At 59.4% G+C, this 23,048-nt stretch carries 20 protein-coding genes; 7 read left to right on the plus strand and 13 right to left on the minus strand.

Translation table 11 applies throughout. The annotated features are described in order from the left end of the window. Positions 1-308 precede the first annotated feature (308 nt). Complete coding sequence (bamA, locus tag BUS06_RS29090) at positions 309-2,624, minus strand: outer membrane protein assembly factor BamA (protein ID WP_083611651.1); 2,316 nt, start codon at positions 2,622-2,624, stop codon at positions 309-311. Between the two features lie 941 nt (positions 2,625-3,565). Here bamA and BUS06_RS29095 point away from each other — a divergent pair. Both BUS06_RS29095 and BUS06_RS29100 read left to right on the plus strand, forming a co-directional pair. Then, a complete protein-coding gene (locus BUS06_RS29095; RefSeq protein WP_074267819.1) occupies positions 3,566-3,820 on the plus strand; it encodes a hypothetical protein in 255 nt (84 codons plus the stop codon). 278 nt (positions 3,821-4,098) lie between these two features. Further along, the gene (locus BUS06_RS29100) at positions 4,099-6,192 is read left to right on the plus strand and encodes a phosphocholine-specific phospholipase C (protein ID WP_074267820.1); all 2,094 of its coding nucleotides are present in this window, start codon (positions 4,099-4,101) and stop codon (positions 6,190-6,192) included. A gap of 193 nt (positions 6,193-6,385) precedes the next feature. Here BUS06_RS29100 and BUS06_RS29105 read toward each other — a convergent pair whose 3' ends face one another. Continuing rightward, positions 6,386-7,444, minus strand: coding sequence for a LacI family DNA-binding transcriptional regulator (locus BUS06_RS29105; RefSeq protein ID WP_074267821.1), 1,059 nt, complete (start codon positions 7,442-7,444; stop codon positions 6,386-6,388). A 274-nt stretch (positions 7,445-7,718) separates the two neighbouring features. Here BUS06_RS29105 and BUS06_RS29110 point away from each other — a divergent pair, with 274 nt between their 5' ends. Further along, positions 7,719-8,480 (plus strand): sugar phosphate isomerase/epimerase family protein, encoded by a 762-nt coding sequence (locus tag BUS06_RS29110; RefSeq protein WP_074267822.1) that lies wholly within the window; start codon positions 7,719-7,721, stop codon positions 8,478-8,480. A 5-nt stretch (positions 8,481-8,485) separates the two neighbouring features. Further along, complete coding sequence (locus BUS06_RS29115; RefSeq protein WP_074267823.1) at positions 8,486-9,625, plus strand: Gfo/Idh/MocA family protein; 1,140 nt, start codon at positions 8,486-8,488, stop codon at positions 9,623-9,625. A 75-nt stretch (positions 9,626-9,700) separates the two neighbouring features. Here BUS06_RS29115 and BUS06_RS29120 read toward each other — a convergent pair whose 3' ends face one another. Next, positions 9,701-10,606 (minus strand): LysR family transcriptional regulator, encoded by a 906-nt coding sequence (locus BUS06_RS29120; protein ID WP_083611653.1) that lies wholly within the window; start codon positions 10,604-10,606, stop codon positions 9,701-9,703. Between the two features lie 146 nt (positions 10,607-10,752). On the opposite strand from BUS06_RS29120, the gene BUS06_RS29125 reads away from it, so the two are divergent. Continuing rightward, complete coding sequence (locus BUS06_RS29125; protein ID WP_074267825.1) at positions 10,753-11,145, plus strand: tautomerase family protein; 393 nt, start codon at positions 10,753-10,755, stop codon at positions 11,143-11,145. 168 nt (positions 11,146-11,313) lie between these two features. Here the strand turns inward: BUS06_RS29125 and BUS06_RS29130 are convergent, their stop codons facing one another. The 6 genes from BUS06_RS29130 to BUS06_RS29155 all read right to left on the minus strand — a co-directional run bounded on the left by BUS06_RS29130 (position 11,314) and on the right by BUS06_RS29155 (position 16,601). Continuing rightward, positions 11,314-11,772, minus strand: a complete 459-nt coding sequence (locus BUS06_RS29130) for a MarR family winged helix-turn-helix transcriptional regulator (protein ID WP_074267826.1) — start codon at positions 11,770-11,772, stop codon at positions 11,314-11,316. 137 nt (positions 11,773-11,909) lie between these two features. Continuing rightward, positions 11,910-12,356 (minus strand): OsmC family protein, encoded by a 447-nt coding sequence (locus BUS06_RS29135; RefSeq protein WP_074267827.1) that lies wholly within the window; start codon positions 12,354-12,356, stop codon positions 11,910-11,912. 110 nt (positions 12,357-12,466) lie between these two features. Then, positions 12,467-12,913, minus strand: a complete 447-nt coding sequence (locus BUS06_RS29140) for an Ohr family peroxiredoxin (protein ID WP_074267828.1) — start codon at positions 12,911-12,913, stop codon at positions 12,467-12,469. 237 nt (positions 12,914-13,150) lie between these two features. Further along, positions 13,151-13,921 carry an SDR family NAD(P)-dependent oxidoreductase gene (locus tag BUS06_RS29145; RefSeq protein WP_074267829.1) on the minus strand — a complete coding sequence of 257 codons (771 nt, stop codon included), beginning with the start codon at positions 13,919-13,921 and terminating at the stop codon, positions 13,151-13,153. Between the two features lie 66 nt (positions 13,922-13,987). Continuing rightward, entirely contained in the window at positions 13,988-15,187 is a 1,200-nt protein-coding gene (locus BUS06_RS29150; protein ID WP_074267830.1) for an arabinose transporter, read from the minus strand. Positions 15,188-15,248: 61 nt separating this feature from the next. Continuing rightward, positions 15,249-16,601 carry an amidohydrolase family protein gene (locus BUS06_RS29155; protein ID WP_074267831.1) on the minus strand — a complete coding sequence of 451 codons (1,353 nt, stop codon included), beginning with the start codon at positions 16,599-16,601 and terminating at the stop codon, positions 15,249-15,251. 186 nt (positions 16,602-16,787) lie between these two features. Between BUS06_RS29155 and BUS06_RS29160 the strand changes: the two genes are divergently transcribed. After that, positions 16,788-17,714, plus strand: a complete 927-nt coding sequence (locus tag BUS06_RS29160) for a LysR family transcriptional regulator (protein WP_074267832.1) — start codon at positions 16,788-16,790, stop codon at positions 17,712-17,714. Between the two features lie 68 nt (positions 17,715-17,782). On the opposite strand, the gene BUS06_RS29165 is transcribed toward BUS06_RS29160, so the two are convergent. Continuing rightward, positions 17,783-18,874: a porin gene (locus BUS06_RS29165; RefSeq protein WP_074267833.1), complete on the minus strand. Its 1,092-nt coding sequence runs from the start codon at positions 18,872-18,874 to the stop codon at positions 17,783-17,785. A gap of 285 nt (positions 18,875-19,159) precedes the next feature. Between BUS06_RS29165 and BUS06_RS29170 the strand changes: the two genes are divergently transcribed. Further along, positions 19,160-19,936: an IclR family transcriptional regulator gene (locus BUS06_RS29170; protein ID WP_074267834.1), complete on the plus strand. Its 777-nt coding sequence runs from the start codon at positions 19,160-19,162 to the stop codon at positions 19,934-19,936. 11 nt (positions 19,937-19,947) lie between these two features. On the opposite strand, the gene BUS06_RS29175 is transcribed toward BUS06_RS29170, so the two are convergent. Genes BUS06_RS29175 through BUS06_RS29185 form a run of 3 tightly spaced genes read right to left on the minus strand, consistent with a single transcriptional unit; the run spans position 19,948 to position 23,010 of the window. Then, a complete protein-coding gene (locus BUS06_RS29175) occupies positions 19,948-20,829 on the minus strand; it encodes an alpha/beta fold hydrolase (protein ID WP_083611654.1) in 882 nt (293 codons plus the stop codon). 52 nt (positions 20,830-20,881) lie between these two features. After that, positions 20,882-21,991 carry a flavin reductase gene (locus BUS06_RS29180; protein ID WP_083611655.1) on the minus strand — a complete coding sequence of 370 codons (1,110 nt, stop codon included), beginning with the start codon at positions 21,989-21,991 and terminating at the stop codon, positions 20,882-20,884. After that, the gene (locus tag BUS06_RS29185) at positions 21,988-23,010 is read right to left on the minus strand and encodes an LLM class flavin-dependent oxidoreductase (RefSeq protein ID WP_074267837.1); all 1,023 of its coding nucleotides are present in this window, start codon (positions 23,008-23,010) and stop codon (positions 21,988-21,990) included. The genes BUS06_RS29180 and BUS06_RS29185 overlap by 4 nt, the downstream gene beginning before the upstream one ends. Positions 23,011-23,048 lie beyond the last annotated feature (38 nt).

Genomic DNA, 23,048 nt, shown 5'->3' on the forward strand with positions numbered 1-23,048 from the left:
TGGGCGAACCGCGAATGGCAAGACATGGCGTGTATCGTGCCGTGATCCTTCACACTGCCGCATTGCGACCTATGCATCCGAAGCGGGCACTCCTGCCATGAGCAGAGCCAAACCCGTTTGGGTAGGATGATGGGTAGACCGTGTTAAGGCAACGCAGAGCGGGAGTCAAACCTTGCGGCGCTTCGCGGGCAACCGTTGAAATCGGCCGCCTTCCGCCAATCAAGGCTTCCGGGCATTCCGATATCTTCCGTAGTGGTCCCGTGCGCCCCCGATCTTAAAGCGATCTATGAGTAACGACCGCAGCCAGCCTAGAATGCCGTCCCAATCTGGAACTGGAATTTCTGGTACTGGTCGCCGGCGTGCTTGACGAGCGGGAAACCAAGGCTGAGCTTGAGCGGCCCGATCGGCGAGATCCACGCGAGACCCGCACCGTACGCATAACGCAGACCGTTCGCGCCGGTACTGTTGCCTTCGTTGCCCCAGACGTTGCCGCCGTCGAAGAATGAGAATACGCGCAGCGTGCGATCGTAGCCAGTACCCGGCAGCGGGAAGGTCAGTTCGATGTTGCCGACCAGCAGCTTCGAACCGCCGATCGGATCGCCGGTGGTCGCATCGCGCGGACCCAGCGAGCTCGGCTCGTAGCCGCGCACCGAACCGATACCGCCGGCGTAGTAGTTCTTGAAGATCGGGAACGGCTTGCCGTCGAGACCGTTACCGTAACCACCCTGGAAGTTCAGGCCCAGCACGAAGCCTTTCGAAAACGAGTAGTAGTACTGCGCCTGAAGGTCGGCCTTATAGTAAGGTGTACTGCCCAGAGGCGAGCCGTATTCTGCGTTGGCCTGCGTGAAGTAACCGCGGCTCGGCACCAGTGCGCTGTCGCGATTGTCACGCGACCACCCGATCGTCAGCGGCACGTTGTTCGACACGCGCCCGAAGGAGTTGACGTAGTCAATGTAGCTTTGCGGTGTGGTCGAGTCGACGTCGAGACGGTTCTGCTCGATGCCGAGACCGAAGTACACCATGTCGGCTTCGGAGAACGGGATGCCGAACTTCAGGTCGGCGCCGACCGTAATGATGCGAAAGCTTGTGTCGTTAACGCTGGAGAAAACGAGTGGTTCGCTGGTGCGGTAGTAGACGTCGGTAATACGCTTGATGCCGTCCACTGTGAAGTACGGGTCGACCTGTGTGACCGTCAGCGTACGGAACGTCGTTGCGGTATTCACGTTCACCGCGAGGCTCGTGCCCGAACCGAACACGTTGTCCTGCGACACGCCCGCTGAGATGATCGGGCCTTCGCCGGAACCGTAGCCAAGACCGAGAGTAACGGAACCGGTCGGCTTTTCCGTCACCTTGACGGCAATATCGACTTCGTCGGCGGTGCCTTCGACTGGCACGGTGGTGACGTCGACATCCGTGAAGTAGCCGAGACGGTTGATCCGGTCTTTCGACAGCGCAAGGCGACTCGAATCGAACCACGAGCTTTCGAGCTGACGCATTTCGCGGCGGATCACTTCGTCGCGCGTGCGGGTGTTGCCCACGATGTTGATGTTCCGCACGTACACGCGGCGGCTCGGATCCACCTGCAGCGTCAGGTCGACTGTATGGTGTTGCTGGTCGATCTGCGGCTCCGCGTTCACGGTTGCGAACGCATAACCGTATTCACCGAGCTTGTCGACCACGGCCTTCGTGGCAGCCTTCAGCTTGGCAGCGGAAAATCGGTCGCCCGGTTTGATCTTGACGAGTTTCGTCAGCTCTGCCTGGCGATCGAGCAGGTTGCCGGACAGACGGATGCCCGAAATTGTGTACGGCTCGCCCTCATGCAGCGTGAGCGTGAGGTACATGTCCTTCTTGTCCGGCGACAGCGAGACCTGGGTCGAATCGATGTTGAACTCGAGGTAGCCGCGGTCGAGGTAATACGAGCGCAGGTTTTCGAGGTCGGTGGTCAGCTTGTCTTTCGAGTACAGGTCGTTCTTGGAGTACCACGAGAACCAGTTTGGCGTGGACTGCTGCATTTCGTCGTGCAGCGTGCCGTCGCTGAACACCTTGTTGCCGATGAAGTTGACCTGGCGAATCTTCGCGCTCGGACCTTCGATCACCGAGAACAGCAGGCCGACGCGGTCGCGGTCGATCGGCGTGACCGTGGTCGTGACTTCGGCGGCATAGAAGCCGCGGGTCAGGTACTGGCGCTTGAGCTCCTGCTCGGCGCGGTCGACGAGCGACTTGTCGTAATAGCGGCCGAGCGACAAACCGACCGAGTTCAGCGCCTTGTTCAGGTTGTCCTTGTCGAATTCGTGCAGGCCCGAGAAATCGATCGTGCCGATGGCGGGACGTTCCTCGACCTGCACGACGACGACATCGCCTTCGGCAGAAATCCTGACGTCGTTGAAGAAGCCCGTTGCGTACAGCGCGCGGATCGCGGCGGACGCCTTGTCGCCAGTGAAGATGTCGCCCCGTTTGATGGGCAGATAGGAGAAGACTGTGTTTGGCTCGACACGTTGCAAGCCTTCGAGCCGGATGTCGCGAACCACGAATGAGTCAGCGGCATTTGCCGACATTGTTGACGCGCTTAAACCAACGAGGGTCAATGCCCTCACGCAGCGGGACAACAAGATTTTTACTTTCATACAGAGTGAGCGAAAAGAAATCCACGCAGACACGAAAACCGCTGCCACGTGAAGTCCAATGGACGACTCGCGAGGTGCGGAGGGAAGAGCGACCCGTTGTTCTATTTCAATCTGAAGTCCGAGACGTCGTTGCCCTGGACGAGATCTTTGACTTGTGCAAGCACCTCCTGTCCATTCACGAATGTCCATGTCTATCGTCCACGAGACATCACAAGAGCCGAACACGGCACGAGCATGACGATCGCAATGTGCTCGACGAAGAACGTCACCAGTCGCTTGCCCTCATCAAAAGGACGGCAAGAGCATTGATCCAATGAGTGACGCGAACCGGGGCGGCGTCATGGGTGGAGAAACGGAACCAGGATCGCGAATATTCCAGCGCGTGAAAAATAAAGTCATACCTTACAAACGCTCCACCTCGAAAGCGAACAGGTCAATGACAGGAAGCACCCGAGGTGCGAAATTTTCATGGAATATTTGAGGGTCGCCGTTCGTTATACAGAGATCGTTGTGCCGATAAGGAATGGAGACATGATGTCCAAATCAATCGTGATGTTGACGCTTTGGGCCGGTCTGGCTGCGCCTCTCGTTTCCCCGGGTGTCGTGTTTGCCCAGAATTGCACCCCCACTCTCGCAGATGGTTCTCTTAACCAATGTCCTCCGATGGGCGGCGGCGGTCACGTAGACCACCGACCCGACCGGTTGCCTCACGGCGACAACGATTCCCACGGGAACAATGGCATTCACGGTACCCCGAGCGTCCACAGTACTGGCGGAGCCGCCACTTTTAACGGCGACGGAGCTCACAGCGCAGGCATGGGGCACGGCGGAGGCGCCGGAAGTGGCGCGGGTGGCGGCCACGGGAAATAGAGGTTGGTGCGACCAGCTGTGCCGCACGTTTTCGATGCAGTGCATTGGCAGGAGAGGGGAAGGAGCGTCAATTGAAACTGGCACGTGGGGTGGATGTTGTCCGCAAGCGCATGAGCAAGCTCTTTCACGTGAATGCACTGAAACGTTCATCCGGAGCCGGAGCGCAGTCCATGCCGGAAGTGGAATGCGAGTGGGTGATTGCGTACCGGACGGCGCATGGTTTCTGTTGCATTTACCGCGGAGTGCCCATTGATTTTCGCACTATGTTCGACCTCCAGATCTGGGTCGAAGAGCACAATGTGCGGACCTACTTCATAGGTTCTTGAAGCGCGCCTTGTACAGCGTCGCCGGCTACTCTTGAGAGTTTGAACACGGCAGCCATGATCGTTGACGATCATGGCTGCCGTCACGTTGCCACATATCGCCTCATTCTCAAAGCAATTGCCACATCTCGGTCATGTTCGAAGCTCATTCTTGCGGGTGCCTTCCCCGGTTGTGAGTTAACAGTTGTCTCCCTGTAGCGCGTGCCGTGAATCCAGGAGTCCTTATCTTCTGGTTGCACTGGACGTCGTCTCCCTCAATAAACGGCAGATAAACAGCGAACATGACATCAAACAGTCGACGTGATTTCCTGCGAGCCGCTGCGCAAGCGGCCGGTGCGGCCACCGCACTGGGTGCAGTACCTATGGGTATCCGCAGTGCACTGGCGATACCTGCGCACAATGCGACCGGCACGATCGAAGACGTACAGCACATCGTTGTCTTCATGCAAGAAAATCGTTCTTTCGATAACTACTTCGGGTCACTGCGCGGCGTGCGCGGCTTCGGCGACACACGTCCGATTCCACTGACTACCGGCAAGTCTGTATTCTTCCAGCCCGCCAACAACGCGGATGGTTATGTCTTGCCTTTCCGCCCCAATCTTCCGAACCTCGGTCTGCAGTTCGTGCAGGATCTGGACCATAGCTGGCCTGGCACGCATGCGGCATGGAACAGCGGCCGCTACGACCAGTGGGTGCCGGTCAAGGGCACGACGACGATGTTCCATCTGACGCGCGAGGACATCCCGTTTCACTATCAGCTAGCTGACTCATTTACGATTTGTGACGCCTATCATTGCGCGGCCATGACGCCGACCGACCCGAACCGCTACTACATGTGGACGGGCTGGGTAGGCAACGACGGAACCGGCGGCGGCCCCGTGATCGATAACGCCGAGGCTGGTTACTCATGGAGCACGTTCCCGGAAAAGCTTGAGGCTGCCGGCATATCGTGGAAGGTATACCAGGACATGGGTTCCGGTCTGAATCCGTCGACCGGCTGGGGCGACGACGAGAACCCCTTCATCGGCAACTTCGGAGATACCTCGCTTCTGTTCTTCAAGCAGTATCAGAACGCACAACCTGGCAGTCCGTTGTTCGAAAAGGCACGCACGGGTACACAGGTCGAAGTGAGCGGGACCTACTTCGATATCCTCAGAAAGGACGTGCAAAACAATACGTTGCCTCAGGTTTCGTACATCGTGGCCCCGGAAGCGTTTTCGGAACACGGCAACTGGCCACCGAACTACGGCGCATGGTATGTCGACCAGGTCCTTCAGGCACTTACGTCCAATCCGGAAGTATGGAGCAAGACGGTACTGCTTTTGACCTACGACGAGAACGACGGCCTGTTCGATCATATGCCGCCGCCGTATGCGTCGTCCACGCCTGCAACAGGCCTTTCTACCGTCTCCACAGCGAACGAGTTTTTCGCGGGTTCGAGCGGCAATCAACCTGGTCCCTACGGTCTTGGGCCACGCGTACCGATGATTGCCATCTCGCCATGGTCAAAGGGTGGTTACGTGTGCTCGGAAGTCTTCGATCACACATCGATCATCCGGTTTATCCAGAAGCGTTTTGGGCACGGTAACAGCCTGGAGGAGCCGAACATCACGGCATGGCGCCGCACGGTCTGCGGAGACCTGACATCGATTTTCAACTTCAGGAACCCTAACGACGGCTTCCCGCAACTGCCACCCACCTCGTTTCCAGCGGACAAGAACCGTCATCCGGATGTGGTACCTGTCGTGCCGAGCAGTCAGTCGCTGCCGAAACAGGAATCTGGTGTACGGCCGGCACGCGCACTGCCGTACGAGTTTTTCGTTCGCGGCGGCGTGAGCGGGCAAGGCAACGCGTTCCGTTTGCACATGACGAACACGGGGCGCGCGGGTGTCAACTTCCAGGTCTATTCGGGTAATGCGACGGATCTGCCGCGCAGCTATACGGTTGAAGCAGGTAAGGATCTTTCGGACGAGTTGATGCTCGCTCCGGGAGGAAGCTACGACTTTTCCGTGTTCGGACCCAACGGCTATCTGCGCCGCTTTGTGGGCAAAGCAAACTCTACAGGGGAGCAACAAACAGCGTTTCAGATTGCCGACGGCTACGATGTCGCAAACGGCAATCTGCAACTGCGTCTGACAAACCCGGGTAAAGAGCGGTCCGTTTTCAAGGTCGAGAGTGCCTACAACTCGCCGATGAGCGGCGATCTCAGCGTGCGTGGCGGCGATGTCAGCGTTCTGATGATTGATCTGCGAAATTCATTCGGCTGGTACGACCTGACAGTGACGATCAACGCGGATGCGAATGCCCTGTGGCGCATTGCCGGTCACGTAGAAACCGGGCGTGACAGCGTATCGGATCCAGCGCTTGGAGGGTGATGTTGAGTCGCTGATGGCAGCGGTCTATGACTCTGCCACATGAACCATGAGCGGGCCGGTACGGCCGCTCATGGTTTTATTTTTCCGCTCTACATCGGCAAGATTGCAGGGCATGTTTAATGACAATGCTTCTGGGAAACGACTTCGAAACCGCCAGTCAATGCCTCTCGGGCATTCCGATGTCTTCTGCAGGTTATAGGGCTACGGTTCCAGTAGACCGTCTCGGCAGAAAGTGAGTTTTGGCGATTCGCTGCTGGAGAGAGCCTGGAGTGGGCGTGCCGAGACCGGACGTTATATCGAGGACGTGGCGAGCGATGTCAGTGTACGGTTGCACAATGGTCGCAAGCGGAGGGGCGAGGAATCTCGCAATGCTGTCGTCGAAGCCAATGAGCGACAGCCGTTGCGGCACTGCAATGTTCAACTCCTGCGCTGCCTGAAGAATGCCGGCGGCAAGAACATCGGCGCCGACGATTAGCGCCGTGGGATAGTGTGGGCGCGACAGTAGTTCGATGCCAAGCGTGTATCCATGAAGCGGTGCGTTCGGAATCACAAGGTCATAAGGCACAGTTCTGATTGTGCAGTGCTTATGGTCTACATCATGTTGCAGCAGTGCCTTGGTAAACGAAGCAATGCGGCATTCTTCGACGCTTGAGTTTCTGTGGGGACCCGCCTCTCTCGTGCTGGTGCCGCTTATATACCCGATGGACCGGTGACCGAACCTGACCAGATGCCTGACCGCCTCTTCAATTCCAGGTGTGGGGTCAATGCCGACCCGATGCACTTCGCCAAGGTTGTCGCGCTCAATCTGGATGAGTGGAATCCCTGCGTCGCGGACGATATCGTAGTTCTCCAAAATGAATGGGTGGCACACGACAATTGCTTCGACATTGTGGTCGAGCAGATGTTTGAGCCCGTCCCGTTCGAGGTCAACGTTATATTCATGATCGACAGTCAACAGCGAATAACCTGCGGCGGCGGCCTCCATGCGCATCGCGTGTGAGATGTGTGCGAAGTGCGCGTTGTTGGTCGCGGAGTCGATCACAAGGCCGAGGGTGTAACTACGCTGGTTCCGAAGGCTTCTAGCCTGAATGTTGGGTCTGTAGCCGACCTTTTCGACGGCTGCCAGCACCCGCGCCCGGTTCTCTTCGGAAACATACCCGTTGTTGTAAACGACTCGTGACGCGGTCGAAGCGGAGACGCCGGCCTCCCGGGCGACGTCCGTCATCGTTGCGCGACTGGCTCGTGCGTTCATGATTTTGCCTTTACAAACAAATTGGACCTCGCTATCCGTCTTACGCGCGGTCGCGCTGTGTCGCTGCTGTGCAGCATAGTCTATCGAACCCGCCGGACGGCCTTCCGGTGGACTTCGCAGCTCGACCGAATTTTGCCATGAACAGAAATGGGGTGGTGACGTCACCATCGCCGTCAAAAAAGGCCTTGCAGCTTTTCTTCGATCCCGATATGGTGACGTCACCACAGCGTCCTCGCTCGGAAATGAACCCAGGTTCTAAAGTCGGGAGATAGCAATGAAAAAATCCTATCCACTGTCTTTTCAGATGTTTTCAGCGCGCGATACCGTTCCGCTAAAGACTCAGCTTGCTGAGCTTGCGAAGCTGGGCTACGAGAACGTAGAGCCATTTGGTGCCCTATACGCCGACCCCATTGAGTTTCGCAAGGAACTGGACGCCAACGGCTTGTCGGCGCTCAGTGGTCACTTTGATCTGTCGATGCTCGAAGCCGATACAGAGAAAGCGATTCACATTGCCAATACTCTTGGTATCGAGATTGTGATTGCGCCATGGCTCGACCCGTCATTGCGCCCAACGGATGCGAACGGATGGAAGGCTTTGGGAGCACGGCTGGCCGTCCTTCAAAAGAAGTTCGCCAAGGCCGGTCTGACGTTTGCCTGGCACACCCATGACTTTGAGTTCATCCGGCTACCGGATGGTTCGTTTCCGGTTGAGCACATCTTTGAAGGCAACAGCGTCGGCCTGGAGCTTGATGTGGCGTGGGTTATCCGGGCAGCTGCCGACCCGCTGGTATGGCTCGAGAAGTACTCGGACCGTCTGGTGGCGGTGCATGTGAAAGACATCGCGCCGCAGGGCCAGAACCTTGAACAGGATGGATGGGCTGACCTCGGAGTGGGTGTGGTGGACTGGAAGCGTATCTGGCCCGTGGTCAACCGCGCGGAGCCGCGCGTGGCTGTTCTCGAACACGACCGTCCTGGCGACTGGATCAGGTTTGCAAAGAACAGCGCGGCAGCTTTCCGGGCTCTTGTCAGCGAGTGAACGACATGAAAATCAACATTGGCGTGATTGGTTGCGGAAACATCTTTGATGCGTATATCAGGAATGCGGTGCACTTTCGCGACCTGAGCTATGTCGCATGCGCGGACCTCAATACGGAACTTGCGCAGCGTAAGGCTGCGCTCTACGGCCTCGAGGCGATGTCGATTGACTCGATGCTGGGCCGCGACGATATCGACGTGGTCCTGAATCTCACCGTGCCCAACGCGCACGCCGAGGTCTCCCTCATGGCGATTGCCGCAGGCAAGCACATCTATACCGAGAAGCCGCTGGCGGTAACGTTGGCAGAAGGGGCTGCGATTCTGGATGCTGCGCGGCAGCGTGGTGTCAGGGTGGGATCCGCGCCCGATACGATTCTCGGGCCGGCGGTCCAGTCGGCGCGAGCGATCGTCGACTCTCAGGAAATTGGCAAAGTTGTGTCGGGCCTCGCCACGGTGCAGAGCCACGGCATGGAGCATTGGCATCCGAACCCCAGCTTCTTCTACAAGAAGGGCGGCGGACCGGTGCTCGATGTGGGGCCGTACTATGTGAGCACGCTGGTCAACCTGTTAGGGCCGGTCACAAGCGTGAAGGCGTCGGGCACGATCGGCTACCCGGAGCGAGTCGTGACGACGGAAGGGCCAACGAAGGGTGACGTGATCAAAGTGGAGACGTACACCACCCTGCATGCCTTGCTCTCGTTCGCCAGCGGCGCTCACGTCACACTGCTCGCTAGCTGGGACGTCTGGAATAGCGATCTTCGTCCGATTGAGCTTCACGGAACGGAGGGTACGCTGCGGCTGGCTGATCCGAATTCGTTCAGCGGCGAGGTCGCCGTGTCAGTGGGCGCCAAAAGCTTCCGTAGTATCCACACGAACACGATGCCCTTCGGCGCTTTCAACCGTGACTGGGTTGGCGATGGCGTATGCCGTTCCAGCTGTTATCGGGGACTCGGGCTGGCTGACATGGCTTCGGCGATCCAGGCCGGTGTGGTTCACCGGTGCAACGGCGAATTCGCATTCCACGTCCTTGAAACGATGCTGGCCATCGAAGATGCCGCGGCTAGCAACGGCACCGTCAATCTGAGGAGCTCTTGCAGCCGCTCGCCTCGGCTCACCGGGGAGGATGCGATGCGGCTGATGGCCTGAAGAAGTCAACGGCACCAATGACAATCGGTTCGGTTTGTATCGTGAAGGGAGTGATAGAGGTTAGCGAATGGACTACTAAACTTTTGCCGCCTGCCGCTCGAACGACGCACAAAGCGATTCCGTCAATGCGTCTATAGCAGGTTTCAGGTTACCCGTCTGACGTGGATAAACCAGCCAGACGCCCAGGCTCAGCTTGAAATCGCTGACGTCCAGGATCTCTAGCTGGTCGCGATACGGACTCGTGCGCAACACGTCGAGCGGCACGAGGCCGAGCCCCAGGCCAGCACCGACCAGCCGCAACTGTGTGTTCGTTGCTTGAGTGTCGACGCTAATCCTGAGCCGCTGGCCAGCGGCTTCCATCGAGCGTTCAAGGGCCGCCCTATATCCGCAGCCGTCCGGGTTGAGAATCCAGCCATGCCCGACTAACGACCGTATTGAACTCTTACGCTTGACCAGCGGCTTATCCGCGCTCTGGATGACTTTCACCTCGAACGTAACGATCTGGCGTCCCGTCAGTCCGTGGGGTAGCCCCGTGCCCTCGGGAAGCATCAATACCGCAGCATCCAGTTGACCCTGTTCCGTCGCCTGCTGTAAGGCGGGGCTCCATTCCGTGTGCAACCTGATCTCCAGCGCGGGGAACAGTTCGTTCATTTTTAACACCGCGTCAAACAGCGTGGCATCGGCCACCGCGTGCGGCAGGCCGAAGCGGAAGGTGCCAGACGGCGCAGCGCCCTCGTGAGCAACATCGAGCAGATGCGACCAGGCGCCAAGCAACGTCACGGCCTGTTCGTACACGCGATTTGCGAGCGCAGTGGGCCGGGGTGGCTTCGAGTCGCGGTCGAACAGTTCGACCCCAAGCAATTGTTCGAGCCGCTGGACGCGTTTCGAAATGGCCGACTGCGACACGCAGAGGATGTCTGCCGCGCGCGTCAAAGACGCCTCATCGATCACCGTCACGAACGTTTTCAGGTCGTCGATCATAATTCCAATGTGTCATGTTTAACATGACATTTATTCTCTTGAGGAAAGTTATGAGCAAGCTTAACCTGATCTCACTTCGCGCGCCAGTTCAATGACTGGTGAGCACTGACCAACGACGCCATGCCGTCATTTGCAGGAGCAATCGAATGCCTCTCGTACGCATCAATCTCTCAAGAAATGCCACGCCACAAGTTGTACAGGCAGTGAGCGAGACGGTCTATCAGGCGATGGTGGAGATCGCCAACGTGCCGCGAAACGACAAGTTTCAGATTGTCACGCGCCACGCTGAAGACGAACTGATCTATCCGGCCGAAGGCTATCTGGGTATGACTTATTCGGCTTCCATCATATTCATTCAGGTGACGTGGAATGCGGGCCGCACGACGGAGGTCAAGAAGGCGTTCTACAGGGCGATCGCGGACGGTATTCACGCGAAAACGGGCGTTCGAAAGGAGGACATCGTGATAAACCTCGTAGACGTCGCCCGGGAAGACTGGTCCTTCGGCAACGGCGAAATGCAATACGCGCCGAAGGAGTGATTGGGGGATCGACACGACCTTGACCCCGATTAAAGCGATGCCCAGAACACCGGATCGGTCATTTCCTGGCGGCGGATCGACAGTATTCGCACACCCATTTCATACCAGAGGCTTCAAGGAGGGCAAACAAGCCGACGAACAGGGGCGCAAACCTGATTTCAAAGGGTACTAAATTGCCTGAACTGAATCGATAAGATTGTTCCGCAGCGCCACGATCGCCTTCTGCACTTTGGCGAATTCATCTGGCGCGAGGCCAGTCGCCCCATTGAGACTCATGGTCAGGGCTCTTTCGCGCAGCCGCCGACCGTTTTTAGTGAGCCTGACCCGCACCTGACGCTCGTCTTCAGGATCGCGCTGCCTTTCCAGATAGCCCATCACCTCGAGCTTCTTCAGCATCGGCGTGAGCGTGTTGGATTCGAGAAACAGCTTCTCGCCCAGACCGCTGACGGTTGGGTTGTCTTCCTCCCAAAGCGCAACGATCGCGATGTATTGCGTATAGGTGAGCCCAAGCTCCTCGAGCATCGGCTTGTATGCCTTGCCGAACGCCAGGTTCGCGGAGTAGATCGCAAAGCAGAGGTAGTCTGACAGCGGTGCAGCTGCAGCGAGCGCCGGATTGGTAGTTTTCATCTGCATCCTCTTTGGCTGGAGCCTGATGTTTCACAAGACATACGAACAAATATACATCGCATGCGATTATATCGCAATATGGTGAATACCCCAAAATGAAGGCACGTGCCTCAGCGAGATGCACGTGCCTTGGCGGATTACACCGTGACGATGGTCGTGCCGACCTCGATGTTGCCGCGCACGGATTTCGAGTACGGGCAGATCTGATGGGCCAGGTGCGCGATTTCCTCGACGACTTCCGGTGCCAGACCCGGCACGCGGACGGTGAACTCGGCGCCGAGGAACCACGCTGCACGGGTCTGTCCGATGTTCACCTGGATGTCCACGGAATAGTCGGACGGCAGCGTGACCTTCTTCATCGAGGCTGCAATTCCGAACACGGTCGTGTAACAGGCCGACCACGCGCCCGCAAACAGCTGCTCGGCTTGCGGGTGCGGCTCGGTGGCGATGAAATCGAGGCTTTCAACGCCGGGCGCAGACAGCTTGAGGTCGAAGACACCAAACTCGCCGCGCTGGACACTGGGGTCGCGATTGACCGTGGCGTGAGTGTTACCTGAGGCGAGGACTTTTTCGATCTTTTCCATGATGGATTCCTTGGGGAATAAGGGTGTTACGTTAATTTAAAGCGCAGGCGATTGTATCGCGTGCGATATATAAGGGGAGATACCTGGCGAGATCCGCAAGCCTTATCCGGTCACTGCGTGACGACGTTCAGGCCGACCTCGATGTTGCCATGCACAGCCTTAGAGTACGGGCAGATCTGATGAGCCAGGTGCGCGATCGACTCGACAACGTCGGCTGCCAGATCCGGCGCGCGGATGGTGAACTGGGCGCCGAGGCAATGCCCGGTACCGACCGACCCAATGCTGACCTGAATGTCCACGGAATAGTCGGACGGCAGCGTGACCTTCTTCATTTTGGCCGCGATCTCGAACGCGCTGATGTAACAGGCCGACCACGCGCCTGAAAACAGCTGCTCGGCTCTCGGGTGCAGTCCGGTAGCGATGAATTCGCGGTTTTCAGCGCCGGGAGCTGAAAGTTTGAGATCCAGCGCGCCGTGCTCACCGCGCCGGGCATTAGGGGCGCGATTGATCGTAGCGTGGCTGTTGCCGGAGTGGAGGACTTGTTCGATCTTGTTCATGACGGATTCCTTCGTGAATACGGGGGTTAGGTAGTTTTGATCGCATGCGATGTAATCGCATGAGCCGCATGATGGGCGAGAGCGTTTTCGTTGTCAAGCGTATAAGATTTAATCGCATACGATTTTTGATAGGCAGCGATGAGAACCTTCGTCCCGGAAGCAGTCAGACCTGCCGCTCGGCGTGAGCGGCAGGTCTGAGGGGTGGTCATGCAAAAACACGGCCGCACAAGCGAGTGCTTATGCCGGCAAACGGACGTCGGACAGATCTTCACAGAGTGCAATGAGCCGCTTCTGGAGAACGGGATCATCCGCCTGCGGGTTGGGAGCGAGTGGGTGCAGGTGGTAAAAGTACTGCCCGGTCACCTTGGCTTGCGGATCGTCGCTGGCGGCGAGCCAGGCCTGGGTGCGGTGTGCCTGATCCATGTCGTCGGGCGCACCGGGGCCACCCATCCGGGTAGGCACCCAGCCGGGCTCCAGCGCGGTGGAAAAAACATCGGGCCAGCGACGGGCGATCGCGAATGCCAACATGGCATCATGCAGCTTGCTCTCGGCATAGGCCGCGGATCCGTTCCAGCGACGCTTGCGCCAGAGGATGTCGTCGAGATTGGCGTCAGCGTGGTGGTGCATTCCCGAGCTCAGATAGACGAGCCGCTCCGGCTTCTCGATCAGGGCCGTCAGGATATACGCGGATAGTGTGTTGATCGCGAAGACGTGCGGCAGACCATCGGTAGTGAGGCGCTGGCCTTCGCGATAGCCGACCGCGGCATTGTGGATCACCGCATCGAAGCGGCCAAGTTCGTTGACGCGTGCAGCAAGCGCCTTGGCGCCAGCAATCGTTTCAAGGTCGCCCACGACTACGGCCTCGGCCTCAGGTAGCGCGCGCCGGGCAACTTCTGCGCGGGCGGCGTTTCTGGCATGCAGGACAACCTGGTGTCCTTGCGCCACAAGCAGTTGGGCCGCCATGAAGCCGAGGCCCGTGGACGAACCGGAAATGAATATGCGTGTCATGTGAATTCTCCTGTACTGGATGGCGAACCGGCGACATGGTCGTCGCCGGTTCCGGGGATGGGATGCTCAACGTGCGGAGCGGCGGCTGATCAGAACGAGGACCGCTCCAAGAATCGCGCTTGCCGCGCCGAGCAGATAGACCGCGGCATATCCGAAGTGACCGGCGACGAGACCCGCCGCTGGCCCGGCAATGCCGTAGGCAATGTCGAGGAAGGCGACGAAAGCGCCCATCGCACTGCCGCGATTCGCGGGCAACACGCGCTTGAGCGCCTCGACACCAAGGGCCGGAAACACCAGCGCGCAGCCAAGACCGGTGACAAACGCACCTGCGAGCGCGACGATCTCGTACGGCGCTGCCCACAGTACCGCCTGGCCGATGGCTTCGATGCCAAGTGACCAGAGAGCCACACGGTAGCCGCCGATGCGATCGGGCAGATGGCCGAACACCATCCGCATCAGGATAAAGCCAACGCCGAACGCAGTCATGACGAGCCCGGCATGGCCCCAGCCACGCATCGCGAAGTAGAGCGAAGCAAATGCCGTCAGCCCGGACAGCCCCACGCCTTGCAGCATCAAGCCCAAGCCTTCTCGCCAGATCTGGCTGATCACGCGATAGAACGGCAGTCGCTGGCCGGCCGGCGAAACGTACGAGGTTGCACCGAAGGCGATACAGGCAGCGAGCAGCGGTGCGGCGATGCAGGCCGCCATCGCGGCCTGAAGGCCTAATTGCTGATAGAGGCTCATGCCGACGGGCGCACCGATCGCCAGTGCTGCGAACATCGCGATGCCAGTCCAGGACATCGACATTCCCGCGCGTTGCGGGCCTACCGAGGCGATCGACCAGGACACGCAGCCGGTGACGAACTGGCTTTCTCCGAGCCCGGCCACCAGACGCCCTGCAATCACGATGGCAAGGCTGACCGCCGGCGAGAGACCTTTGGTGGCCGAGACCAGATAGAGCAGGCCACCCAGGGCGCAGAAGGCAGCGCCCTGCAACGCCGACCGCTTGCCGCCGTGATGGTCGGTCACGTGACCGGCGTAGCCACGGGTCAGTACGGTGGCAAGGAACTGAATCCCGATCACGAGTCCGACGACGAGGTTGCTAAAACCCAGCTTGTCATGGACGAAGAGCGGAATGACGGGAAGCGGCAAACCGACTGCGAGGTAACCGCAGAACAGCATTGCGATGACGGCGAGGGAGGGACGAGCCAGATGAGCCGGTGGGGCGTCGGCCTGGCCTATCGTCTTCACGGTAAGCGATGGCATGATTAACTCCAGATTGGCAATCGTGGGAGAAGGCCGCTCCGCGAAGAGCGGCCGAACACGCTCAGGCAGTAGTGCCAGAAGAGGAAGCGGACGTCCCGAAGAGTTCGGTCCGGTAGCCGCTCGCGTCGAGCAGGTAGTCACGCGACGCGGTCACCTCGGCCGACAGTTTTGCCAGATCGACGTCGATCAGCTTGCCGCCTTGCTTGCGCAACTGGCCGGCAACCATCACGGTGTCGACATCTGACCGCTCGACAGCCTGGACGACTGTGCCGATGGCGTTGTTCACCGGGAAGACGCTCGCGCCGTTGGTGCGCACCATGATGATGTCGGCCTGCTTGCCCGGAGTCAGCGAGCCGATCGAACGTTCCAGGCCGGCGGCGCGGGCGCCATTGATCGTCGCGGCTTGCAGCACCGCCTCTACCGAGATCGGCGCGGGAGCGTCGGCCTCGCCACGGAATCGGCGATACCGCATGGCTGCGCGCTGCTGCCCGAACAGGGCGTGCATCTCACCAAACAGATCGCTGCCGAAGGCGGTGTCGAGGTCGATGCCGAGCGCCGGCGTGAGGCCGTGATCGATCGCCTGTTGATACGCGAAGCTATCGTCGTCGAAACCGAATAGCGCATCCGAACGGGGATTGACGGTGACGTTCACGCCCGCATCCGCGAACAGCTTCCACGTTTCTTGCGGGACACGTGTGCAGTGATTGAAGATGTTGTGCGCGCCCAGCACCCCAGGCTCGGCGAATTCAGGGCCGAGTTTGGCGAGATCGCCGATGAACTCGGTCAGGATCTGCATGTCGAGCCGGCGTGCGACTTTCCACCAGTCGAGATTGAGCTGACCGAAGAGGCCAACCCGCACCCGGCCCGCCCCAGCGTTCCAGTTAAGTGCGAGGCGTTCGAGATCTTGCGGCAGATGGGCATTGGACGCTTTCTTGTCCATTGCCGCACCGACCATATGCAGCGCCCGGATGCCGGCCGAGTCGAGTGCTTCGAGCGCTGCATCGGTGTGCTCGGGGCTGCGCGAGCTGTGGCAGGCGTCGATGATGGTCGTAATGCCGGCGTCGAGCGACGCGACCGCCGTGAGGCGCGTACTCAGATACATGTCGAGCGGACGATATTGCGAGCCCAGTGTCTCGGCGACGACATCGATGTAGGCGAATAGATCGTCGACGTCGGGCATCATCCGGCGCATGACGCCGAGCCATGCATGGTGGTGCGCATCGATCAGGCCGGGCAGGACGATGCTGCCGGCGGCATCGATGACTTCGGCGTCATCGGCCTTCAGACTGGGACCGACGGCCACGATGCGGTCGCCCTCGACCAGGACGTCGCCGGTGGCGAGATTGGGAACATTGCGGTCCATCGTGACGATGGTGCCGCCCTTAAAAAGGATGGTGCGTGCAGTGCCAGACATGGTGAACTCCTCCAGGTGGGTTATCGACGACGGCGGAAGGGCGGTGCGGAGCCGTACTTCCGGGTGGCGGCGGCCACTGTGACGCGTCGGTGATGGGAAGATAGGCGCCCCGCGACTTTTGATTAAGATAGGGTCGTTCAAATGATTTATGCTAAAAGTCAAAGATGAATCAAAGGCGAGACGCAAATGAGCTTTGACGGAAGATTGCTTGCAGGGATGAGCGTGCTGGCGGCCGTCGTCGAGACCGGTAGCTTTACGCGGGCGGGCGAGGTGCTTGGGCTGTCGGCTTCAGGCGTGAGCCGGTCGATTTCGCGGCTCGAAGCGCGCATGGGGGTACGGTTGCTGGACCGTACGACGCGGGCGCTGCACCTGACCGGCGAGGGCGCCCGGCTCTACGAACTGGCGGCGCCCCATCTTTCCGGCATCGAGGACGCCGCGAATGTGGTGTCAGGCGCGGCGGTGACGGTTCGCGGGACACTAAGGGTCAGCCTGAATCCCGTGTTTGCCCGCAACGTTCTGGCGCCGAGATTGCCGGAATTCACCGAGCGCTATCCTGACCTCGCCCTGACGGTGGTGCAGCTACCGGATGCGGGCGATCTGGTGACGGAAGGCATCGACGCCGCGGTGCGGTTCGGGCCGCAGCCGGCGTCGAGCATGTCCTCCCGGCTGTTGCTCGAAACCCGTGTGCTGACGGTGGCGTCGCCGTCGTATATCAAGAAATATGGGCGCCCCGCGACGCCTGGGAAACTCGTCGGGCACGACTGTATCCAGTACATCGATCCACAGCACGGCAAACCGTTTCACTGGGAATTTCACCGTGGCAAGGAGATCCTGCCTGTCGAGACGACAGGCAGGCTGACGCTAACGGACGTCGATACGATGGTCGGAGCATGTGTGGCCGGCGCAGGGGTGGCGCAGGTCCTGGCCCTTGGCGTGCAGCATCTTCTTGCAAGCGGCGCCTTGGTTGAACTGTTCCCGGATTGGCCGGGCGAGACCTTTCCGCTTTATGCTATCCGGCCATCGCGGCGTTTACCTCCCGCAGCGGTCGAGGCATTTCTCGAGTTTTGCTGGGAGCTCTGCCATGGGCCGCGCACGGCGCCGGTGTCCTCCTGAGTATGATCGACGGCTGCCCAGCGGAGCGCGTTGCGCGGGGGAATGTGCGAAACATAAATATTGCACTCCTAAAAGAAATGCTGAATACCAACCGAGATGGCGGTCACTGACCGGCCGGATGCCACGCCAGCTCCCGTGAGCGAAGCGATGCCGTTGGTGCCCGAGGCATGCTGATAGGTCACTTGCTGGTAGACCGTCGTTCGCTTCGAGAACAGGTACGAGTTTGAAAGGGTAATGGTCTTCCAGTCACCGCCGTCGAGATTTTCCACCCATCCGCCAATCGCGATGACATCGTCGGGTACGATCGTCCAGTTCACACCAGCGTCCACGGTGTTGGCGTTACCCTGGCCCGTTGCCAAGGTGATGCGCGACTGCGTAAACGTGGTGTGCAGAAGCACATTCTTAAACTGATACGACGCTCCGAGTCCCCAATTGACAAGCTTGTTGGCAACAACGCCCTCGGCCTGAGGAAGCGAGGTGCCAAACAGCGAAGGAAGCCCAATAGCGCTGGAGAGCTCCAGAAAGCGATTGTTCTCGTTCGCGTACGTGGCGGCCAGACTCAGAGGTCCGCCCTTGTACTGGACAAAGAACGAGTAGTCCCTGCTCTCGCTGAAATTGCCGGCCACATTTCCGAATGCAAATTCGGCGCCCGAGGAGAACCCGCCGATGGTCGGGCTCACATACTTCACCGCATTGTTGAACTGGAAGAAGTTGGCAATCTCATCGAGGTTGCCTTGGTGAAGCGAGAGAATGTTCCCCAGTATAAAGGGCGTTTGATAGCTGGACAGAACGTCATACATGAAGCTGGGTTGGTGACCGAGCGTCAACGTTCCATAGGTGTCCGACTGCAGTCCGACGTATGCCTTTCTGTTGAATAGCGTGCCGGGAACCAGCGCCTCGCCATTGTTCAGCGTGTACTCGTTCTGCAGATCGAAGACGGTGCGTAGCCCGCCGCCTAGGTCTTCAACTCCCTTGATGCCGAAAATGTCGGGGGAGTGCGTGTTTTCCTCCTGAAACAGGGCATGTCCTCCGACATTGCTGATGTACTGGACTGCGGTGTCCGCAATGCCATATAAGGTCACGCTGGATTGCGCGTTGGCGGAACTGGTCACGGAAAGTGCCACGATCGCGCCTGCCACAGTACGTCCAAAGATTGCCATGCCCTGTCTCCAATCCGGTTGTTGCTCTTCCGAACAAGTTATTGATTTAAGGGAAATCCAAAAAATATTTGTACTACTAATGAAATGAGCGGATAAAAATTCAATCGTTTGTCCCAGCTGCTCGCTCGTGCGTAATCGCCTCAGCTCGCCGGTGTTGCATTCAACAGTAATGAATGACACAATGTATGTTGAACAATATAGGGGCCGCCCCGGGACGTGTCAACACGATGAACGTCCGTGGAAACCCGGGCGGCGTTTTCTTATGACTTCTACTGCGGCTGAAAAATGACCAATGTGACTGCGAGACGCGGCATTCAGTCTGTCGAGATTGCGTTCCGGATCCTGTCGGCGTTGCAGACGAGTGTGCGAGCACTCCCTCTCAGGGAAATTGCTGCGTTGTCCGAACTGTCGCCGAGCGCGACAAGCAACTACATGATCAGTCTGGTGCGAACCGGGCTTGTATCGGCGGACGAAAAACCGGGCTGCTACAAGCTCGGGCCAGCGTCGCTCGCACTGGGTATGAGCGCGATCAACCAGCTGGACGGATTCGATATCGTGCGCCGGGAGGTGATCGCCCTGCGGGAAGCCACCCTGAGTGGTGCGGCCGTGACCGCGTGGACCGAAGATGGACCAGTTAGTCTCTTCAAGCAGGAGGGGCAGACCCGCAGCATTCTTGAGCTGAGAACGGGCCTGATTCCGCTCGTCACGACTGCCGCGGGAAAGCTGTTCGTCGCCTGTCTCCAACCCGAGCGCACCGACGATCTCATCAGCCGCGAACTGTCCGCGGGACAGGAATGGAGCCCCGCTTCCTTCCGTGACGAAGCGATCACTGAATTGCGCACTTGCGGCTTCACAGCGGTTCATCGCGGGGACATGGGTTACGTGTCTGTCGCGGCCCCTATCTGGGACAGGGACGGTGATCTCCGATTCGCCATCAGTCTCATCGGATCGCCTGCAACACTGAACACGGAAATTGAAGGTAAAGAGATCAAGGCGCTGCTCGATAGCGCGGTTCGAGCTACGGTTGCGCTCGGCGGAAAGGTCCCCCGCAAGATCGGGTAGAAGCTGGGCGCTCAAAGCCGGTGCGCGCCGTCTGTCCCAGCGCCCGCCGCTGCCAGCACGATGGCATTGAACGCCTCTGGCGCTTCGAGTTTCGGCATGTGGCCGATCGCATCGAGCACATGGAGTGTCGAATGGCGAGCGGCCTCATGAATCGGCCGGGCATGCGCTTCAACCGGAGCGAGGCGGTCCAGGTTGCCGACCACGACGGAGATCGGCGCCTGGATCGAACGGATTACGGATGGCGTATACGTCGAGAAGAGCATATCCACGGCTTGCGCCCAACCTGTAGGGGTCACCGCGTCTCGCAGCCGGGATACGACCGCGCGAACCAGGGGGGCGGCGTTTGGCGCGAGCAGAGCGTCGACTACAGCGGCGCGCGCTTCGGGCGATTGTGCCGTTGCACTTCGCATCAGAGCTTCTCGCGCCGCGTCGCGCTCGGCACCGGACAGGTGTCCTCGTGCGACATTGGGAGCGCTCAGGACGACGGCATGCGTAGCCGCCGGGTAACGCGCCGCAAACGTCGCGGCGATGACGCTCCCCCATGAACTGCCTACGACGGTTGCACGCGTGACGCCTAGCGCGGACAACATGCCCGCGAGCGCATCCGCATAGTCTGTTGCGGCCGGCGTGCTGACCGCGAAGGGACTGCTTTGCCCGTAGCCGGGGGCATCCCAGGCAATCACCCGATAGTTCTTGCTCAGTGCCGCGAGCTGCGCGCGATATCCCGCCGAGCTCGAACCAATGCCATGCAGCAGCATGATGGCGGGCGCGTTCGCGTCGCCGGTAGCCCGATATGTGATCACTCGTTTGTCCCCGAGTGTTGGGAGGTTCAATGTGGCTTCCTCGATGGCGGGCAGCGGGGATTCAAGAAGATGGGTGTCTGTTTCAGTCATGATTAGGAGTCCAGCCGATATATCAGTCGCTTTAATCAGGGCAAAAGCCGGTTCACGCCTCTTTCAACGCAGCGGAGATCTCGCGCGCGGCGGCCCCGAGGGCTTCTGCACAAGGACTGTCGGCCGCAGCATCGAACTGCTCGGCTGGGCCGATCGCCGTCAGTGCCAGCACGGCCAGTCCGCCTGGAGAAAGAATCGGCACGCTGATGGCGTTAGCGAGTGTCCGGTCGTCATAAAACGGCGCGGGGCGCCTCGTCGCAACATGTGAGGCCCTGACGGATTCCAGTTCGCGTGCAAGTGACTCCGCGGTGAGGGGCGGTTCGCCAGAGGCTTGTCGCGCGTTATCACGCAGTTCTGCGGTCACGAATCGATCGACCGCCTCGGGCGGAAGGAAGGCCGCGAGAGCCAACCCCGAAGCGGAGGATGTCACCGGTAGCACAAGTCCCAGCGGCAGATCGGCGGCCACGGGCGTGGTGGCGGCCTGCCACGCGATCACCGTGGGACCGTGATTGCCCCACGCTACCAGCGCAAGGGTCTTGTCGAGTGTCTGCGCGAGCCGCAACATGGCGCGGCTCGCCAGCCGGACAGCATGGGGCTGCGATTTCATCGCGCCTTTCGTGCCGACTGGCGCCACGCCAAGGTCGTGCGGGTCGGCGACCAGATACTGCCCGCCACCGAATACCAGTGGCCGTCTCGTACTCTGGCGGATGCTATCCACCGAGCCCACATAAATCACATGATCTCCGCCGGGATAGCGGGAGACCACCTCGCACTCCAGCCATGCGCTGCAATCACGCAGCAGCGGCAGCCCGTCGACGCCAAGGTCATGGTCGATGCCGGAGAATTTGTCCGGTGACCGGGTCGCAAAGTGATTGGCAAGGTCGTATTGGTGCTCAGCCAGGATGTTGATGGTGAATCTCTGGGCATCTTTGAACGCCGAATGGCTTCCCGCAGATGTCGCCTGACTCCATAAAACGAGAGGCGGATCCAGCGATACCGAGGAAAACGAATTGGCAGTGAGGCCGTGCATGCGTCCCTCGGCGTCGACGGTGGTGACCACCGTGACACCGGTTACGAAAGAGCCCAGTACGTCTCTCAACTGACGTTTGTCGAACGTCCTGACTGCAGGACGTTCCTTGTCTGACGAAGTACCTCCAGTCATGACAGAACCTTTTGCGACTCGCCGAACGCCGGCATGACAGACTCGTGGAACAGGCCGATAGACGTCTTTGCTTCGGATACCGACATGTCCCCGAACATGAATGTGCCGATGAGGTAGTTGAACCCCCCGTCGTGCGCCTGCGCCAGCAGTTTTTCACGGACGGCTTCCGGCCGGCCCACGACGGCGAGGCCCGATTCCACGAGCGGCTCTATTGTCGGCGGAAGCTTCTGGTTGACCGGTTCCGTCCCGTGCTTCTTCCAGAGTTTGAAAAAGTTCGGATAGAACACCGACCATGCCCGCGAGGCAATTTCCATAGCCTCCTGATCCGTTTCCGCGACGACGATATAGCGATTCACGCCGATGAGCGGCTCAGCGACAGACGGGTGCCGTTTTGCAAATTCTTCGTGATATCGGTCGGTGATGGCTCGGACCCGCTGGATCGGACCGCCGCATACGATGTTCATCTTCTCCTGGGCCGGCCATACCGTCGATTCCGGCGATGCCAGCGCGTACCAGGTCGGAGGGGGCGTCTGCAGCGGCTTGAGTTCGACCGGCATGTCGTTGAATTGCCAGAACGTCCCTTCGTAGTTGAGGGTGTCCGAGCTGAGATAGCGCTTGATGATTTCATACGACTCGACGTATCTGGCTTGCGCTGTGGCTGGATCGATCCCGAGCGCCTCGATCTCGTGGGGCGAGGCGCCTCGGCCTACGCCATACTCCAGGCGGCCGCCGCTCAGATTGTCGAGCATGCAGATTTCTTCCGCGAGACGCACGGGGTGATGGATCGGAAGAATGTAGACCAGCGGAGACAGGCGCAGTCTTTCCGTGCGCTGCGCGGCAGCGGCGAGAAACACGCTTTGCGACGGGCAGGCACTCAGCGTGGTCGCATGGTGTTCCGACATGTGATAGCAATGGAAGCCAAGCCTGTCATAAAGCTCGATAATCTGCATTCTATCTTCGTACTGCTTATGAATTGGCAGACCATTGCGATCATTTTGATCAAAGATGCCGAATTTCATCGATTTTCCAGTAAGGTGAGAAATGAGTGATCTTCTGA

This window comes from Paraburkholderia phenazinium, from assembly GCF_900141745.1.
Lineage (GTDB): Bacteria > Pseudomonadota > Gammaproteobacteria > Burkholderiales > Burkholderiaceae > Paraburkholderia > Paraburkholderia phenazinium_B.

Excerpts from the sequence above, each read along its gene's own strand:
- BUS06_RS29105 (WP_074267821.1), bottom strand. The coding sequence starts at position 7,444 with ATGAACGCACGAGCCAGTCGCGCAACGATGACGGACGTCGCCCGGGAG.
- BUS06_RS29125 (WP_074267825.1), top strand. The coding sequence starts at position 10,753 with ATGCCTCTCGTACGCATCAATCTCTCAAGAAATGCCACGCCACAAGTT.
- BUS06_RS29100 (WP_074267820.1), top strand. The coding sequence starts at position 4,099 with ATGACATCAAACAGTCGACGTGATTTCCTGCGAGCCGCTGCGCAAGCG.
- BUS06_RS29140 (WP_074267828.1), bottom strand. The coding sequence starts at position 12,913 with ATGAACAAGATCGAACAAGTCCTCCACTCCGGCAACAGCCACGCTACG.
- BUS06_RS29170 (WP_074267834.1), top strand. The coding sequence starts at position 19,160 with ATGACCAATGTGACTGCGAGACGCGGCATTCAGTCTGTCGAGATTGCG.
- BUS06_RS29130 (WP_074267826.1), bottom strand. The coding sequence starts at position 11,772 with ATGAAAACTACCAATCCGGCGCTCGCTGCAGCTGCACCGCTGTCAGAC.
- BUS06_RS29120 (WP_083611653.1), bottom strand. The coding sequence starts at position 10,606 with ATGATCGACGACCTGAAAACGTTCGTGACGGTGATCGATGAGGCGTCT.
- BUS06_RS29180 (WP_083611655.1), bottom strand. The coding sequence starts at position 21,991 with ATGACTGGAGGTACTTCGTCAGACAAGGAACGTCCTGCAGTCAGGACG.
- BUS06_RS29135 (WP_074267827.1), bottom strand. The coding sequence starts at position 12,356 with ATGGAAAAGATCGAAAAAGTCCTCGCCTCAGGTAACACTCACGCCACG.
- BUS06_RS29165 (WP_074267833.1), bottom strand. The coding sequence starts at position 18,874 with ATGGCAATCTTTGGACGTACTGTGGCAGGCGCGATCGTGGCACTTTCC.
- BUS06_RS29150 (WP_074267830.1), bottom strand. The coding sequence starts at position 15,187 with ATGCCATCGCTTACCGTGAAGACGATAGGCCAGGCCGACGCCCCACCG.
- BUS06_RS29115 (WP_074267823.1), top strand. The coding sequence starts at position 8,486 with ATGAAAATCAACATTGGCGTGATTGGTTGCGGAAACATCTTTGATGCG.
- BUS06_RS29110 (WP_074267822.1), top strand. The coding sequence starts at position 7,719 with ATGAAAAAATCCTATCCACTGTCTTTTCAGATGTTTTCAGCGCGCGAT.
- BUS06_RS29175 (WP_083611654.1), bottom strand. The coding sequence starts at position 20,829 with ATGACTGAAACAGACACCCATCTTCTTGAATCCCCGCTGCCCGCCATC.
- BUS06_RS29155 (WP_074267831.1), bottom strand. The coding sequence starts at position 16,601 with ATGTCTGGCACTGCACGCACCATCCTTTTTAAGGGCGGCACCATCGTC.
- BUS06_RS29160 (WP_074267832.1), top strand. The coding sequence starts at position 16,788 with ATGAGCTTTGACGGAAGATTGCTTGCAGGGATGAGCGTGCTGGCGGCC.
- BUS06_RS29145 (WP_074267829.1), bottom strand. The coding sequence starts at position 13,921 with ATGACACGCATATTCATTTCCGGTTCGTCCACGGGCCTCGGCTTCATG.
- BUS06_RS29185 (WP_074267837.1), bottom strand. The coding sequence starts at position 23,010 with ATGAAATTCGGCATCTTTGATCAAAATGATCGCAATGGTCTGCCAATT.
- bamA (WP_083611651.1), bottom strand. The coding sequence starts at position 2,624 with ATGAAAGTAAAAATCTTGTTGTCCCGCTGCGTGAGGGCATTGACCCTC.